11 protein-coding genes are annotated in these 15,090 nt (G+C 68.3%); 7 read left to right on the top strand and 4 right to left on the bottom strand.

Annotation, left to right across the window (positions count from 1 at the left end):
- Window positions 1-19: 19 nt before the first annotated feature.
- Window positions 20-1,408 (top strand): short-chain fatty acyl-CoA regulator family protein, encoded by a 1,389-nt coding sequence (locus OVY29_RS07015; RefSeq protein ID WP_037556037.1) that lies wholly within the window; start codon window positions 20-22, stop codon window positions 1,406-1,408.
- Between the two features lie 30 nt (window positions 1,409-1,438).
- Here the strand turns inward: OVY29_RS07015 and OVY29_RS07010 are convergent, their stop codons facing one another.
- The gene (locus OVY29_RS07010; RefSeq protein ID WP_313911134.1) at window positions 1,439-2,551 is read right to left on the bottom strand and encodes a serine hydrolase domain-containing protein; all 1,113 of its coding nucleotides are present in this window, start codon (window positions 2,549-2,551) and stop codon (window positions 1,439-1,441) included.
- A gap of 69 nt (window positions 2,552-2,620) precedes the next feature.
- Between OVY29_RS07010 and OVY29_RS07005 the strand changes: the two genes are divergently transcribed.
- On the top strand, window positions 2,621-3,097 hold the full coding sequence (locus OVY29_RS07005) for an Lrp/AsnC family transcriptional regulator (protein WP_037556032.1): 477 nt from the start codon (window positions 2,621-2,623) through the stop codon (window positions 3,095-3,097).
- Window positions 3,098-3,382: 285 nt separating this feature from the next.
- Complete coding sequence (locus tag OVY29_RS07000) at window positions 3,383-4,447, top strand: L,D-transpeptidase (RefSeq protein ID WP_235211547.1); 1,065 nt, start codon at window positions 3,383-3,385, stop codon at window positions 4,445-4,447.
- A gap of 161 nt (window positions 4,448-4,608) precedes the next feature.
- Here the strand turns inward: OVY29_RS07000 and OVY29_RS06995 are convergent, their stop codons facing one another.
- The 3 genes from OVY29_RS06995 to OVY29_RS06985 are packed head-to-tail and all read right to left on the bottom strand — an operon-like array spanning window position 4,609 to window position 8,240.
- Complete coding sequence (locus OVY29_RS06995; RefSeq protein WP_037556041.1) at window positions 4,609-6,438, bottom strand: DUF885 domain-containing protein; 1,830 nt, start codon at window positions 6,436-6,438, stop codon at window positions 4,609-4,611.
- Between the two features lie 31 nt (window positions 6,439-6,469).
- Window positions 6,470-7,201 (bottom strand): helix-turn-helix transcriptional regulator, encoded by a 732-nt coding sequence (locus tag OVY29_RS06990; protein WP_052182309.1) that lies wholly within the window; start codon window positions 7,199-7,201, stop codon window positions 6,470-6,472.
- Window positions 7,202-7,205: 4 nt separating this feature from the next.
- The gene (locus OVY29_RS06985; RefSeq protein WP_037556031.1) at window positions 7,206-8,240 is read right to left on the bottom strand and encodes a mannose-1-phosphate guanylyltransferase; all 1,035 of its coding nucleotides are present in this window, start codon (window positions 8,238-8,240) and stop codon (window positions 7,206-7,208) included.
- A gap of 106 nt (window positions 8,241-8,346) precedes the next feature.
- On the opposite strand from OVY29_RS06985, the gene OVY29_RS06980 reads away from it, so the two are divergent.
- The 4 genes from OVY29_RS06980 to OVY29_RS06965 are packed head-to-tail and all read left to right on the top strand — an operon-like array spanning window position 8,347 to window position 15,087.
- Window positions 8,347-9,735, top strand: coding sequence for a TIGR03013 family XrtA/PEP-CTERM system glycosyltransferase (locus OVY29_RS06980; protein ID WP_037556030.1), 1,389 nt, complete (start codon window positions 8,347-8,349; stop codon window positions 9,733-9,735).
- 1 nt (window position 9,736) lies between these two features.
- Window positions 9,737-11,866, top strand: coding sequence for an XrtA/PEP-CTERM system histidine kinase PrsK (prsK, locus tag OVY29_RS06975; RefSeq protein WP_037556029.1), 2,130 nt, complete (start codon window positions 9,737-9,739; stop codon window positions 11,864-11,866).
- Window positions 11,863-13,239: a PEP-CTERM-box response regulator transcription factor gene (prsR, locus tag OVY29_RS06970; RefSeq protein WP_037556028.1), complete on the top strand. Its 1,377-nt coding sequence runs from the start codon at window positions 11,863-11,865 to the stop codon at window positions 13,237-13,239. The genes prsK and prsR overlap by 4 nt, the downstream gene beginning before the upstream one ends.
- Window positions 13,240-15,087, top strand: a complete 1,848-nt coding sequence (locus OVY29_RS06965) for a tetratricopeptide repeat protein (RefSeq protein WP_037556027.1) — start codon at window positions 13,240-13,242, stop codon at window positions 15,085-15,087.
- The last annotated feature ends 3 nt before the right edge of the window (window positions 15,088-15,090 follow it).

Genomic DNA, 15,090 nt, shown 5'->3' with positions numbered 1-15,090 from the left:
TAGTAAAGAAAGTTACAAAATGGCGGAGCGGCGAGTGTTTGCGGGGCCGGCGGTGCGCAAGGTGCGGCGCGAGGCGGCGATGACGCAGGCGGCGATGGCCGAGGCGCTCGACATTTCGCCGAGCTATCTCAACCTGATCGAGCATGGCCAGCGGCCGCTGAGCGCGACGGTGATCGTGCGGCTGGCAGAGCGGTTCGGGTTCGATGCGGCGAAGCTGGGGGCGGAGGAAGTGCCTGGCGGGCTCGCGGGGCTGCGGCGCCGGCTCGCCGATCCGCGCTTTGCCGATCTGGGGATCGGGGCGCAGGAGGTCGAGGAATGGTTGCAGACCGCACCGGCAACCGCGGCGGCTTTCGCAAGATTGTTCGATGCGGTGCCCGAAGGGCGTTCGGAAGGCGACGGCGACGCGCCCGAAGTTGCCGCGGTGCGCCGCGCGATCGAGAAATGGCGCAATCATTTTCCCGACCTCGACGCGCGCGCCGAGGAACTGGCCGACGAGTTGCGGCTGGCGGGAGGCGACCTGTACGGGACGATTTCGGAGCGGCTGCGCATGCGGCACCAGCTCGGCATCCGCATCTTGCCGTCGGACGTCATGCCCGACCGGCTGCGCTGGCTCGACTGGCACGCGCGCCAATTGATGCTGAACGAGCTGCTGCGTCCGGCCTCGCGGACATTTCAGGCGGCGGCGACGCTGGCGCAGATCGAGGCGAAGGACGAGATCGACGCGCTCGTCGCGGGGGCGGAATTTGCCGAGAGCGCGGCGGCGCGGCTGTTCGAGCGGCATCTGATCCACTATTTCGCCGCGGCGCTGATGATGCCCTATGGCCGGTTCCTGCGCGCCTGCGACGCGACGGGGTACGACCTGCTGCTGCTCCAGCGGCGCTTCGGCGCGGGTTACGAGCAGGTCGCGCACCGGCTGACGACGTTGCAGCGCGTGGGCGCGCGCGGGCTGCCCTTCTTCATGCTGCGCATCGACCGCGCGGGGCAGGGGAGCAAGCGCTATGCCGGGGCGAGCCAGTCGCCGCTGGTCGATGGCGATGCGCGTTGCCCTTTGTGGAGCGTTCATGAGGCATTCGCGCGGCCCGGCGAGGTGATCGCCGATCTGGTCGAACTGGAGGACGGGTCGCGCTGGTTCACCCAGTCGCGCTCGGTCGCGGCACCCGGCGCGACGGGCAGCGGGACGCCCGCGCGCTTTGCCGTATGCGTCGGGGTCGATGCCAAGGTCGCCGCGCCGTTGATCGCCGCGCGCGGGATCGACCTGATGCGATCGCCCGCGACGCCGATCGGGCTTGGCTGTCGCCGCTGCACACGCACCGGCTGCGTCCAGCGGTCGATGCCGCCGCTGGGCCGCCCGCTGCGGTTCCGCGAGGGCGAGCGCGGCGTCAGCGCCTTCGATTTCGCGGGGGATTAGAGTCCGTGTCGATTCCCGGCCGAGCTTCGATCAGGCGAGCCCGAGCGTCCTGACGACCATGCGGTTGACGACGGCTTCGACCTCGGCGCCGGCGGCATTGGCAACGACCATCGCGGCGCGCTGTTCGTCGGGCAGCACGGCGACGATGCCGAACCAGCGGCCGTTGGAGCCGTCGTGGCTCCACATCGGCTTGCCGCCGGGAGCGGCTTCCAGCCCCCAGCCGAGGCCGTTGTTGCTGCCGGGCTGCGGTCGATGAAGGAAATGATAGGATTCGGCTCGCAGGAGCCGCCCTTCGCCGCGCTGGCCGCGCATCTGGTCGAGAATATAGCTGCCCCAGTCGGCGAGCGACAGATGAAGGCCGCCGGCAGGTCGCAGAAAGTCGGGATTGTCGCCGGCCGCGCCATAGACCGGCCCCCCCTTTGAATGGCCCGCGATTTCGCCGGGCGGCGTGCCGCCGAAGCCGACGCTCGTCATCCCGAGCGGGACGAAAAGCTCGCGGCGCATTAGCGCTTCGAACGGCAGTCCGGTGGCGCGTTCAGCGATGAGGCCGGCGAGAAGGAATCCTGTATTGCTGTAACTTCCCGCCCCGACGGCGATCGGGCCGACCGGCGGTTCGGTCAGGGCCGCGGCGGCATATGCGCGGCGCCGCTCCTGCTCGCTGCGCGGATCGTCGTCGGGCATGGCCGCGAGCCCGGCGGCGCTGTTGCGCGCGAGGCCTGCGCGATGCGAGAGAAGGTCGGGCAAGCTGACGGCGCGATAGTCTTCGCGCATTGGCACGTCGGGCAGCAGGTCGGCGAGCGAAGCCTTCCAGTCGAGGAGGCCTTGTTCGACGAGCCGCGCGACCATCGTCGCGGTCATCGACTTGGCGTTCGATCCGATATGCCAGCGCCCCGTTGCGGACGCTGCGCTGGGCCGGCCGCGCGCCTCGACGCCGAAGGCGCTCGGCGTTCCGAGGCGGCCGTTCTCGATCGCGATCATTCCCAGCGCCGGTGGAACGCCGGTGGCGACGGCATCGGCGGCCATGTCGGCGATGTCTTGTTCCGGCGGTTCCGCGGCCCGCAGCGACGAGGCAAAGCCGGCAGCGGCGATCAGCGGAATGTGGGCAAGGATGCGGCGGCGGGAGAGGGGACGAATCCGGGGCATGGCGAGATTCTATTGCGCCGTTGCCGAAAAATCTGCTTGATTTTACCGCAAGCTACGCAACAATTTTGCATGACTGTCGAATTGGATCGTTTCGACCGGGCGATATTGCGCGCGGTGCAGGCCGACAACCGGACGCCGTTGCGCGACATCGGCCACAGCGTGAATCTCTCGGCGGCGGCGGTGCAGCGCCGGTTGCGGCGCATGGAGCGGCTGGGCGTGATCGAGGCCAATGTCGCGATTGTCGATCCCGCCCGCTGCGGCGGCGCGATCAGCGTGATCGTCGAGGTTGAGCTGGAGCGTGAGCATACGGCGCAGATGGCGGCGCTGAAAAGCAGGCTGCGCGCGGCGCCCGAGGTGCAGCAATGCTATTATGTCACGGGCCGCACCGACTTTCTGCTGATCGTCGTCGTCCCCGACATGGCTGCTTACGAAACCTTTATCGCCGCGCACTTCTTCGACGACCCCGACATCAAGCGCTTCGAATCCTTCGTCGTGATGGACCGGGTGAAAGCGGGCATGGCGATCGCCGTCCCGCCGGCCGATTGAACCGGACGGATCACAGCCCCGATTTGTCGAACACATGGCCGTCGGGATCGAGGTCGCGCAGGTCGCTGCCGCGCGTCTCGCGGCCGAAGCGGGCGGCGAGCGTCCCGCCCGCGCCCTAAAGCGGCATGCGCTAATATGAACCGTTCGCCCTGAGCTTGTCGGGCGCAGGACGGTGCAAATTGAGCGCACGATGTCCTGGGGCAGCTCGGCGCTGGGCGGTTCGCCGTCCCCGCATCCTTTGGTGCGCCGGACCGTTGATCCTCCTCGAACCCGGGAGGACAATTTTTGAAACGTTTATCCATTCTGCCGTGCCTGTTGTTGATCGCCGGCTGCGATTCAGCCCCCCAAGATACGGATACCGACCAGAAAGAGGCAGTCGCGGCCGACGCCGACAGCTTGCGATTCGAGGATGCCGAGACCGAGGCGGCGCCCTTCGCCGCGCCGCCGACGCTTCGCGCGCAGGTTCTGCTCGACCATCTCGGCTTCTCGCCCGGCGTGATCGACGGGAAGGAAGGGGCGTCCTATGTCGCCGCGCTGCGCGGCTTCCAGAAAGCGCGCGGGCTCGAAGAAAATGGGAAGCTCGACACGGCGACCGAACAGGCGCTGCAACAGGGGCGCGACATCCCCGCGACGCGGATGGTCATCATCCCCGCGGGCTTCGCGAAGGGGCCGTTCGTTCCGGCCTTTCCGAAAGACGCCGCCGATCAGGCCAAATTGCCCGCGCTCGGCTATCGCAACCTGACCGAAGCGCTTGCCGAGCGGTTTCATACGACGCCCGAGACGCTGGTCGCGCTGAACAGCCCGTCGACGCTGGTCGGCGCGGGGCGGTCCTTTCGCGTTCCGAACATCCCCGATGTCGCTGTCCCGAAGACGGGGGACGACCCGCGCGGCTGGAACGGCACGCTCGAACGGCTGGGCGTCGCGCCCGAGCAGCTTGCCGCCGCGAAGATCGTCGTCGACAAATCGGAAGGCGTGCTGAAAGTCTATGACGACGCCGACCGGCTCGTCGGGCAATTCCCCGCGACGATGGGCAGCCGCCACGACCCGCTGCCGATCGGGACGTGGGAGATAAAGGGCGTCAGCCGCAACCCGGACTTTCACTATAATCCCAAGCTGTTCTGGGACGTGAGCGACAACAAGGAGGCGAAATTGCTCCAGCCCGGCCCGAACAGCCCGGTCGGCGTCGTGTGGATCGATCTCAGCAAGCCGCATTACGGCATTCACGGAACGAGCGAGCCGCACACGATCGGCCGCGCGGAGAGCCATGGCTGCGTCCGGCTGACCAACTGGGACGCCGCGCGCGTCGCGCAGATGGTCAAACCCGGAACTCCGGCGATTTTCCAGAATTAGGGCGAGCGTATCTCAGGCTGAAGCGCGGTCTCTTCTTTGTCATCCCGGCGCAGGCCGGGATCTCGACCTTGCATCGAAACGCATCGGTGAGATCCCGGCCTGCGCCGGGATGACGACCAAATAAGGATGGGCACGCTTCAGAGTTTTTCCTGACGCTATCGTCAGCCCTTTTGCGCCGCGGTCCAGCGGGCGATCACCGATTCGAGCACTTCGATCGGCATTGCGCCCGCCGCGAGCGCGGTGTCGTGGAAAGCGCGCAGGTCGAACTTGTCGCCGAGCGCGGCCTTCGCCTGTTCGCGGATGCGGACCCAGCTCGTCTGGCCGACCATGTAGCTCGTCGCTTGTCCCGGCCACACGCAATAACGCTCGATCTCGGTGATGTTCGACGGTTCGGGGGTGCCGAGCGTCTCGTTATAATATTGGATCGCCTTCTCGCGCGTCCATTTATAGTGGTGGAGGCCGGTGTCGGCGACGAGCCGCGCGGCGCGGAACATATAGGATTGCAGATAGCCGAGGCGGCCCCACGGGTCGTTTTCATAGACCCCCATCTCGTCGGCGAGCTGTTCGGCGTAGAGGCCCCAGCCCTCGGTATAGACCGAGTAAGCGGGGAGGCGGCGGAGGCGCGGGATGCCCTCGGCCTCCTGCGCCAGCGCGATCTGGTGGTGATGGCCCGGCGAGGCCTCGTGATAGGTGAGCGTCGGCAGCGTCCACGACGGATTTTCGGCGGTGTCGCGCAGGTTGATGTAATAAGCGCCGGGGCGCGAGCCGTCGAGTGCGGGGATCTGGTAATAGCCGCCGGTCGCGCCATCCTCGATATCGGCGGGGACGCGGCGAATCTCGACCTTGGCCTTGGGCAGGCGGCCGAAGGCTTCGGGAAGGCGCGCCTGAATCGCCTGCATCTGGGCGTTGAGTTCGGCGATCAGCTTCGCCTTGCCCTCGTCGGTGTTGGGATAGAGGAAGCGCGGGTCCTTGCCGAGCGCGCGCATCCGTTCGGCGACCGTCCCCTTGGTCATCCCCTGCGTCTTGAAGATCGCGTCGGCGCGCGCGCTGAGATCCGCGACGCGGTCGAGCCCGAGCTTGTGCACTTCCTCGGCCGACATGCCCGTCGTCGTCGCATAGCGGAGCGCATAGGCATAATATTCGTCGCCCTTGGGCAGGCGCCACACGCCGGCGTCGTGGGTCGCGCGGGGGCGGGCGGCGCGAAGCTCGTCGGCCTGACGGCGCATCGCGGGATAGATTTTGCCCTCGACGATGGCGGCGCAGCGTTTCGCCCAGTCGCCGGGGATGTCTTTCGTCTTGGCGGCGAGATTTTTCGTCAGCCCGTTGGCGTCGGCGGCGGGGGCCCAGATGCGGTCGAACTGGCCGAGTGTGCGGTCGATGACGAAATCGGGCGGGATGATGTCGTTCGCATGGTCGGCCTTGATCCGCCCCGTCTCGTTGTCCATCTGCACCGCGAAATCGGCGCAGCGCGCGAGATAGGCCTCGGCATCGGCGGCGTTCGCGATGCTGTGCTGGTTGATCAGGAAATCGGGAATCGAGCGGTAGGTGCCGCTCAATTGCGTGACCGGATGCGGTTCGGGCCAGCTGTGGAGACCATAGCCGAACGTGTCATACGCCTTGACGGAATGCTCCCACGGGCCGCGGAAGGTTTCGTAGTTGACGAGGTCCATGCCCGAAAGCTTTGAGGCATCGATTTTTTTCAGTTCGGCGAGACCGTCGCGATAGAGCTGGTGGCTTTGCTTGATTCCCGCGGGCGAGCGGTCGTCGAGTTTGGCCTTGAGCGGCAGGCGGGCGTCCTTGTCGAGCCCGAGCGCGGTCGCGAATTCGGGACTTTCATCGACCATCCGGTCGTAGAAGCGATCGTAGATCGCGGTGAGCTTCGCGCCTTCGCCGCTTGCGGTCTGGGCCGTCAGCGCGGCGGCGGGATTTCGGACGCCCGCGAGCGCGGAGGTCGCGGCGAGGGTGGCGATGAGGGTGCGGCGGTCGAGCATGATCGTCTCCAACAGGTGTGTTGTCCGGTTGCTACACGCCAAGGTCGGCCATGTCTTGTATCGATTTGACGTCGGGCACCATGCGGCGCCACGCGCCCGGCGTCGCGCCGCTGAGCCGCGCGACCGCATGCGTCATGTGCGCCTGGTCGGTAAAATGGAGGCGGTGCGCGATGTCGGAGAGCGGCTCGCCGCCTACGCGGATCGCCGCGAGCGCGGCGCGGGCGCGGGCGTCGGCGCGAAACGCCTTGGGGGTGCAGCCATAGGCGGCGCGAAAGCCGCGGCTCAATGTTTCGGCGCGCACGCCCGTGCGCTCGGCCCATTCGCCGAGCCGGACGGGCGCGTGGCCGCAGAGGTCGCGGGCGAGCAAATCGGGCCAGTCGAGCGCGGCGTCGGGGGTGGCGACAAATTGCTCGGCGAAGGCGGCCGCGGCGGCGCGCGGGTCGCGCGCGGCGATCCGGACGAGCGCGTCGGGGTCGCCGACGCGGCCGCGAACATGCGAGGTCGCCGCCAGTTCGGCGGGCAGGCCCAGCACGAGGACGCGCGCGCCCTTCGCCTCGACGCGGTCGAGGTGCGATTCGAACGGGTGGTGGATCAGCGCGTCGCCGGGGCGAACGTCGAAACGGCCCTCGTCGCCCGCTTCCTGATAGCCGCCCTCGAGCACCACGGCGACGAAGGCGTCGTCGTGGCAGTGGCGCGCGCGCAGCTCGTTCGGATGATGATCGAGCAGCCCGAGCGGGGCGTCGGCGAAATTGGGCGATCGCACAGGCCTATTCGCGCGCCTTGGCGGCGGCGCGGACTTCCTGCGAGCGTTCGAGCGGAATGACCAAAATGTCGTCGCCGTCGACGATCACCGCAATATTGTCCATGCCGAGGATCGACACGCGCTTGTCGCCGGCGCGGACGAGGTTGCCGCGGCTGTCGTGGAGAAAGGCGTCGCCGGTGACGGCATTGTCGGCGGCATCCTTTTCGGCGAGGGCGTGGATCGTGTGCCAGCAGCCGAGGTCGGACCAGCCCATCGCGACGGGGACGACCGCGACGCGATCGTCCTTTTCCATCACGGCATAATCGATCGAGTCCGACGGCGCCTTGGCGAACTCGATCGCGTCGGCATAGAGCGCGTCGCCGTCGCGCATCCCGGCGGCAACCGCATTGTCCGCCGCTTCGAAGATCGCGCGGCAATGGGTGAGCATCGCGTCGCGCATCCGCGCGGCGCGGAACAGGAAGATACCGGCGTTCCAGCTGTAACCGCCCGCCGCGAGCATCGCCTCGGCATCGGCGAGCGGGGGCTTCTCGACGAAGCGGTCGACCGCAAACCCGTCCTCGCCGAGCGCCTTGCCGGCGGCGATGTAGCCGAAGCCGGTTTCGGGGCGGTCGGGGGTGATGCCGAAGGTGACGATCCAGTCCCGTTGCGCAAGGCGCACTCCCTTGGCGATCGCGGCGTGAAAGGCGGGGACGTCGGCGATGACATGATCGCTCGGCATCACGAGCAGCAGCGTGTCGGCGTCGGCCTGCGCGACGGCGAGCGCGATCGCGGCGGCGGTGTTGCGCGGCATCGGCTCGACGAGCAGCGTCTCTTCGCGATCGCCCATTTGTTCGCGCACCATCGCGACATGGCCGTCGCCGCAGAGGACAATGGGTGGCAGGAAATCGGGGCCCGCGGGCGTGCGCTCGACGGTCTGGCGGAACAGGCTGCGCTGGCCGTGCAGCAGCAGGAACTGCTTCGCGCGGGTGCCGCGCGATTCGGGCCACAGGCGGGTGCCTGCACCGCCGCACAGGATGAGGGGCTGGATCATCAGCGTCATGAATTCGGTCTATCGCTTTCGAAGCAGCGGGTCACCTTGTCATTGCCGATATAGCAAGTGTAAAATTAACCGACAGTTGACGCCTCGGCTGTAGGACTTCGCCAACATGTTCCGGCTGTTCAAACATTATGTCCCGCACGCCGTCGTCTGGCTGGCGCTGATCGAATTTTTCGCGCTGCTCGGCTCGGCCGAGGGGGCGTGGCATCTCTACGCGCATCAGGCGGGGTTCGATGCGGGGCCGCTCGCGAGCCGCTGGCTGCCGCTCCTGACCTTCGGCGTTTCCAATTCGCTCGCGATGATGGCGACCGGGATGTACGGGAACGAGGGGCTGCGCTCGATGCGCTTTGCGACCGCGCGCCTGCTCGCCGCGATTTCGCTCGGGGTGATTTTTCTGTCGGTACTGGGGTTCCTGCTGCCAACGGCGACGCTGTGGCGTGCGAACAGCCTCTATGCGATGATTTTCGCCATCGGCGTGCTGTTCGTGATCCGCGTCGCGCTGACGCAGTCGGCGGGCACCGAAGCCTTTCGCCGGCGCATTTTGGTGCTCGGCGCCGGGCCGCGTGCGGCGCGGCTCGCGGCGCTCGCCGATGCGCCGGGGAGCGGGCTTGAGATGGTCGGTTTCGTCGCGATGAGCGCGAACGAGAAGACGGTGCCGGGGGCGATCCCGCGCGAGGCGATCGCCAATCTGTCGGAGCATGTCGTGATGCTGCGCGCGGGCGAAGTCGTGCTCGCGCTCGAGGAGCGACGCAACGCGCTGCCGCTGAATGACCTGCTCCGCGTCAAGACGACGGGGGTGCATGTCAACGACATCGCAAGCTTCATCGAGCGCGAGACGGGGCGCGTCGACCTTGCGACCACCAACCCGAGCGGCCTTATCTTTTCCGACGGCTTTTCGGCGGGGCAGCGGATTTCCAAAGTGGGCAAACGCCTGTTCGACATCCTCGCCAGCCTGATCGTGCTGATCGTCGGACTGCCGCTGATCTTTCTCGCCGGCATCGCGGTGGTGCTCGACAGCCGCGGGCCGGTCTTCTATCGCCAGCCGCGCGTCGGCCTGTTCGGCGAGACCTATGACATCTTCAAGATTCGTTCGATGCGTATCGATGCCGAAGCGTCGGGCAAGGCGGTGTGGGCGAGCGAGAATGATCCCCGCGTCACGCGCGTCGGCCGCGTGATCCGCAAGCTGCGCATCGACGAACTGCCGCAGACCTGGTGCGTGCTGAAGGGCGACATGAGCTTCGTCGGGCCGCGCCCCGAACGGCCGAGCTTCGTCGAGGAGCTGGAGAAAAAGCTGCCCTATTATGCCGAACGCCACATGGTGAAACCCGGCCTGACCGGCTGGGCGCAGATCAACTATCCCTATGGCGCCTCGGTCGAGGACGCGCGCGTGAAGCTGGAATATGATCTTTATTACGCCAAAAACTACTCGCCCTTCCTCGACCTCCTGATCCTGCTCCAGACGGTGCGCGTCGTGCTGTGGCCGGAGGGAGCGCGCTAGCGTGCTCGCGACCCTGTCGTACATCCTGTGCGTCGCGGCGCTCGCAAGTTTTTCGGGCGCGACCCTGTGGCTGCTGATGCGGCCGCGCGCGCGCATGGCGGCGTTGATGCCCGCGCCGCGTTGGCAGGTGCTGGTGGCGGCGGCGACCGCGCTGTGGTGCGCGGCGCTGACGATCTTTTCGCCGGGATCGTCGGAGGCGCTGGTGGCGCAGATGGTCCGCGACGGCGCGATGCTCGGCTGGCTCGGCGCGACATTCTGGTCGCCGCGCGCGCCGATGCCGCGGCCGCTGCGTCTGATCCTGCGGATGCTGGCGACGATCTGCCTGCTCGCCTTCCTGCTCGGCGCGGCGGCGCATTGGCGCGCGGGCGCCGCCGCGGCGCCATGGATGAAGCCGACGCTGACCTTCACCGCGATGATCGTCGCGATCGGCGGGCTGCTGATCATCGACGGCGCCGTCCGGCGCGCGAGCGGCGGGCTGCGGATGCCGGTGCTGGCGGTCGCTGGCGGTTTCGCCATGCTGTGGGCCTATGAACTCAACGTCCAGCTGATCGGCGCGCTGACGGGAGCGAAGGCCTCGACGCTGATCGCGTTGTTGCCTGCCGTCGCGCTGCTCACCGTGCCGATCCATATCGTCGCGGCGATGGACATCGGGCGCGAGCGGATGCGGCTGTCGCGCACCGCGGCGACGCGATCGCTGATCCTGCTGGGCGCCGCCGTCTATCTGATCCTGATCGCGCTGACCGGTGCGGTCGCGCGCGCGGTCGGGAGCGATTATGCCGAGCTGGCGCAGGCGATCTCGCTGGCTGTCGCGCTGGGCGCGGGAGGACTCATGCTGGCGTCCGCGCGTTCGCGCGCGTGGCTCGCCGTGATCATCTCCAAGCATTTCTTCGAGCATCGTTACGACTATCGCGCCGAGTGGATGCGATTCACCGCGACGCTGGCGCAGGGCGCCAAGGGGGATGGGAGCGATGACGATCGCAACCTCTATCGGCGCGTTGCCAAGGCGCTCGCGCAATTGACCGGCAGTCCGGGTGCCTTGCTGATGCTGCCCGCCGCGTCGGGCGGCTTTCGCGTCGCGGAACAATGGCATTGGCCTGGCGGCGTGGGCGAAGAGGCCGGACTGTCGCTGCGTTCGGCCTTCATGCTGCAGGAAACGCAACATATCGTCGACCTCGACGCCGAGCGGCGCGGCGCTCCGGGCAAGCATCCGGCGGGTGTGGATCTGGCGATCCCCGACTGGCTGATCGCCGACACGCGCGCGTGGGTGGTCGTGCCGGTCCTCCATTTCCAGCGGATGATCGCGATCGCGGTGCTGCACCGCCCGGCGGTCTCGCGCGCGCTCGACTGGGAAGATCTCGACGTGCTGCGCATCGCGGGGCAGCAGGCGGCGAGCTATCTCGCCGAATCGCAGAGCCAGCAGGCGCTGTCGGAGGCGCGGCGCTTCGATGAATTCAACCGCCGCTTTGCCTTCATCATGCACGACATCAAGAATCTGGCGAGCCAATTGTCGCTGCTCGCGCGCAATGCCGAGCGCCACGCCGACAAGCCCGAATTCCGCGCCGACATGACGCAGACGCTGAAGATTTCGGCGGGGCGGCTCAGCGACCTGCTCGTCCGCCTGTCGCCGCGCGAGCGCGGGCCGGCGGCCGAGCCCGGCCGCACGCTGGTCGAGCCGCTGCTGAACGAGGTTGCCGCGGAAATGCGGCCGCGCCGCGCGCTGTTCGTCGGCTGCCAGGCCGGCCTGTCGGCGTGGGCCGAGGCGGGCGCGGTCCGCCAGATCGTCCAGCATCTGGTCGCCAACGCGATCGACGCGTCGGCGCCGGACACGCCGGTTCAGGTCGTCGCGGTCGCCGAACAGGGGCGCGCGCGCATCGACGTGATCGACCAGGGATGCGGCATGACGCGCGAGTTCATCCGCGACGAGTTGTTCAAGCCGTTCGTGTCGACGAAGGAATCGGGCTTCGGGCTCGGCGCGTTCGAGGCGCTGCAGCTCGCGCAAGGGATGGGCGGGGCGATCGAGGTGACGAGCGAACCGGGCAAGGGAAGCAATTTCACCCTGTGGTTGCCGCTAGCCGACGCGCGCGCCGCCGCCGGGGGCGATGCGCGGGTGATGAAGGCGGGAATGAAATGAGCGAGGGCGGGACCGGATTGCCTAAATTGCTGGTGGTCGAAGACGACGCCGGGCTGCAGACGCAGCTCAAATGGGCCTATGACGATTATCGCGTGTTTGTCGCGGGCGACCATGACGCCGCGATCGAACTGCTGCGCGCCGAGGAACCCGAGGTGGTGACGCTCGACCTCGGCCTGCCGCCCGATCCCGACGGAACGCGCGAGGGGTTCCGGACGCTGAAGGCGATCCTCGAGGCCAAGCCCGATACCAAGGTGATCGTCGTGTCGGGGCATGGCGAACGCGCGAGCGCGCTGACCGCGATCGCGAGCGGGGCGTGGGATTTCTATCAGAAGCCGATCGACATCGACGAACTGGGGCTGATCGTCGCGCGTGCGTTTCACGTTCGCGGACTCGAAGTCGAAAATGCGCGGCTGGCGAGCCAGGGTGCGGGCGATAATCGCGTGCTCGGCGGGATGATTACCGGCGCGCCCGAGATGCTGAAGGTCGCGCGCACGATCGAGCGCGTCGCGAACCTCGACGTGTCGGTGATGCTGCTCGGCGCGAGTGGCACCGGCAAGGAATTGCTCGCGCGCGGGCTGCACGAGGCGAGCGGGCGGCGCGACGGCGCGTTCGTCGCGATCAACTGCGCCGCGATCCCCGAGAATCTGCTCGAAAGCGAGCTGTTCGGGCATGAAAAGGGCGCCTTTACGGGCGCGGTGAAGACGACCGAGGGCAAGATCGAGCTGGCGCACGGCGGGACGCTCTTCCTCGACGAGGTCGGCGACATCCCGTTGCCGTTGCAGGTCAAGCTGCTGCGATTTTTGCAGGAACGCACGATCGAGCGGATCGGCGGGCGCAAGGCGATTCCGGTCGATACGCGGATCGTCTGCGCGACGCACCGCGACCTCGATGCGATGATCGCCGAGCAGAGCTTTCGCGACGATCTTTATTACCGGCTCGCCGAGATGGTGGTGAAGATCCCGTCGCTCGCCGAGCGGCCGGGCGATGCGGTGCTGCTCGCGCGCCATTTCCTCCACCAATATGCGCCCGAGATGAATCCCGGGGTGCGCGGCTTTGCGCCCGACGCGCTGCAGGCGATCGACGAGGCGCGCTGGCCGGGCAATGTCCGCGAACTTGAAAACCGCATCAAGCGCGCCGTTATCATGGCCGACGGCAAGCTGGTGATGCGCGAGGATCTCGATATGGCGGGCGGCGGCGAAGAGGGCGAAGAGGCGTGGCTCAACCTGCGCAGCGCGCGCGAGGCCGCCGACCGCGTCGCGATCCGCCGCGCGATGACGCAGAGCGAGGGCAATATCTCGCTCGCGGCGAAATTGCTCGGGATCAGCCGGCCGACGCTCTACGACCTGCTCAAACAATATCGGATGCAGGGCTGAATGACCTTGCGCCGCGTCTGGACCGCCGCGCCGCTGGTGGCGGCGCTGCTGCTCGCGGCGTGCGGCGGCGGCGGACCGGACACGCCGCGCCGGGCTTATGAGCAACAGCGCGCGGCGTTGCAGGCGGCGATCGCCGACGATCCGGGCGACATCGCAAGGCGCGTCATGCTGGCGCGCGTCGCGATCCGCCTCGGCGACGGAGTCGGCGCCGAGGCGGCGGTCAAGGGCGCGCTCGGCGCCGGCGCCAAGGATGCGGCGCTGCGGCCGCTGCTCGCCCGGGCTTATGCGATGCAAGGCGAAGGCGCGCGCGCGCTCGAGACGCTGGAGGGTGGGCCGGTCATCCCCGAGATGATGGGTGAGGCGGCATGGGTCGCGGGCGACGTCCATCTGGCGAACGGCGATCTCTTCGCCGCGCGCGAAGCCTATGACCGCGCGGTGCACGAACTGCCGCGCAATTCGGCGCTATGGGTCGATGTTGCGCGCTTTCGTGAGGCCAATGCCGACGCGCTCGGCGCGCGCGACGCGGTCGATTATGCGATCGAACTCGACAAGGCGAACAGCGCGGCGCTGGCGTTCAAGGCCAATCTCGTGCGGAGCGGGGAGGGGCTGGAGGCGTCGCTAAGCTGGTATGCCGATGCGCTCAAAGCCGACCCCGACAATGCCGACGCGCTGATCGACCAGGCCGCGACGCTCGGCGACCTCGGGCGGTATCGCGACATGCTGGCGGCGCTTCGCCATGCGGCGACGATCGTGCCGCGCGACCCGCGCCTCTATTATCTGCAGGCGGTGCTCGCAGCGCGCGCGGGCCGATATGCGCTGGCGCGCAGCCTGCTCCAGCGCACGCGGGGCGAACTCGACGAACAGCCGTCGTTCATGCTGCTGAGCGCGGTCGTCGAGCTCGAGCTCGGCGGCGAGGCGGTCGCGGCGACGTGGGCGGACCGGCTGCTTGCCGAACAGCCGCATAATTTCACCGCGCGGCGTATTCTTGCTGCCGCCGAATGGGCCGATGGCGATCCCGACGCCGCGCGCGAGGCGCTGCTGCCGCTCGTCCGCCGCCCCGACGCCGACAGCTGGTCGCTGATCCTTGCGGCGCGTACGGCCGCCGAGCTGGGACGCGACATGGAATCGGCGGATTATATGGGGCGCGCGACGGCGCTCAGCCCGGGCGAAGCCGTGCCGTTCGCGATCGACGATGATTACGGGCTGGTGGCGATGGCGGCCGACGCCGCGCCGCTCGACCCGGCCAAGGCGATCCCGGCGATCGCCGCCGACCTTGCGAGCGGCAACGGCGCGCGCGCGATCGACCGCGCCGTGCGGCTGCGCGACGCGAACCGCGGCGTCGCCGATGCGCATATCCTGCTCGGTGACGCCGCGCTCGCGGGCGGGCGGTTCGCCCTTGCGGTCGAAGCCTATCGCGCCGCGCGCGCGATCGACGCGGGCGAGCGCACCACGCTGCGCCTCGCCAACGCACTTTACCGCGCGGGCGATGCCGCCGGATCGGGCGCGGCGATCCTCGCGCTGCGCGACGGGCAGCCGTCGAGCATCGCCGCCGACCGGCTCGCCGGGCACCTCGCGATGGACCTCGAACATTGGGACCAGGCGATCGGGCATTTCGAGCGGGTGCGGCGGCGGATCGGCGATCGCGACGTGGTGATCCTGCGCGAACTGGCGCGCGCCTGGGCGGCGAAGGGCGATGATGCGCGCGCGCTGGTGCTGATCGACCGCGCCTATCGGTTGCAGCCGCTCAATGCGGGGATCATGGAATTTTACGCCGGGCTGCTGGAAAAGCGCGGGAAGGCGCAGGCGGCGGCGGATTTGCGCGACAAGGCGGCGCAGATCGGGCGGTAGCCG

Source organism: Sphingopyxis sp. SE2 (assembly GCF_032227185.1).
In the GTDB taxonomy this organism is placed as follows: Bacteria; Pseudomonadota; Alphaproteobacteria; order Sphingomonadales; family Sphingomonadaceae; genus Sphingopyxis.
Note: the sequence above shows the minus strand (reverse complement) of the source record. Positions and strands in the feature narration are given on the sequence as shown.

Excerpts from the sequence above, each read along its gene's own strand:
- OVY29_RS07015 (WP_037556037.1), top strand. The coding sequence starts at position 20 with ATGGCGGAGCGGCGAGTGTTTGCGGGGCCGGCGGTGCGCAAGGTGCGG.
- OVY29_RS07010 (WP_313911134.1), bottom strand. The coding sequence starts at position 2,551 with ATGCCCCGGATTCGTCCCCTCTCCCGCCGCCGCATCCTTGCCCACATT.
- OVY29_RS07005 (WP_037556032.1), top strand. The coding sequence starts at position 2,621 with ATGACTGTCGAATTGGATCGTTTCGACCGGGCGATATTGCGCGCGGTG.
- OVY29_RS06995 (WP_037556041.1), bottom strand. The coding sequence starts at position 6,438 with ATGCTCGACCGCCGCACCCTCATCGCCACCCTCGCCGCGACCTCCGCG.
- OVY29_RS06985 (WP_037556031.1), bottom strand. The coding sequence starts at position 8,240 with ATGACGCTGATGATCCAGCCCCTCATCCTGTGCGGCGGTGCAGGCACC.
- OVY29_RS06980 (WP_037556030.1), top strand. The coding sequence starts at position 8,347 with ATGTTCCGGCTGTTCAAACATTATGTCCCGCACGCCGTCGTCTGGCTG.
- prsR (WP_037556028.1), top strand. The coding sequence starts at position 11,863 with ATGAGCGAGGGCGGGACCGGATTGCCTAAATTGCTGGTGGTCGAAGAC.
- OVY29_RS06965 (WP_037556027.1), top strand. The coding sequence starts at position 13,240 with ATGACCTTGCGCCGCGTCTGGACCGCCGCGCCGCTGGTGGCGGCGCTG.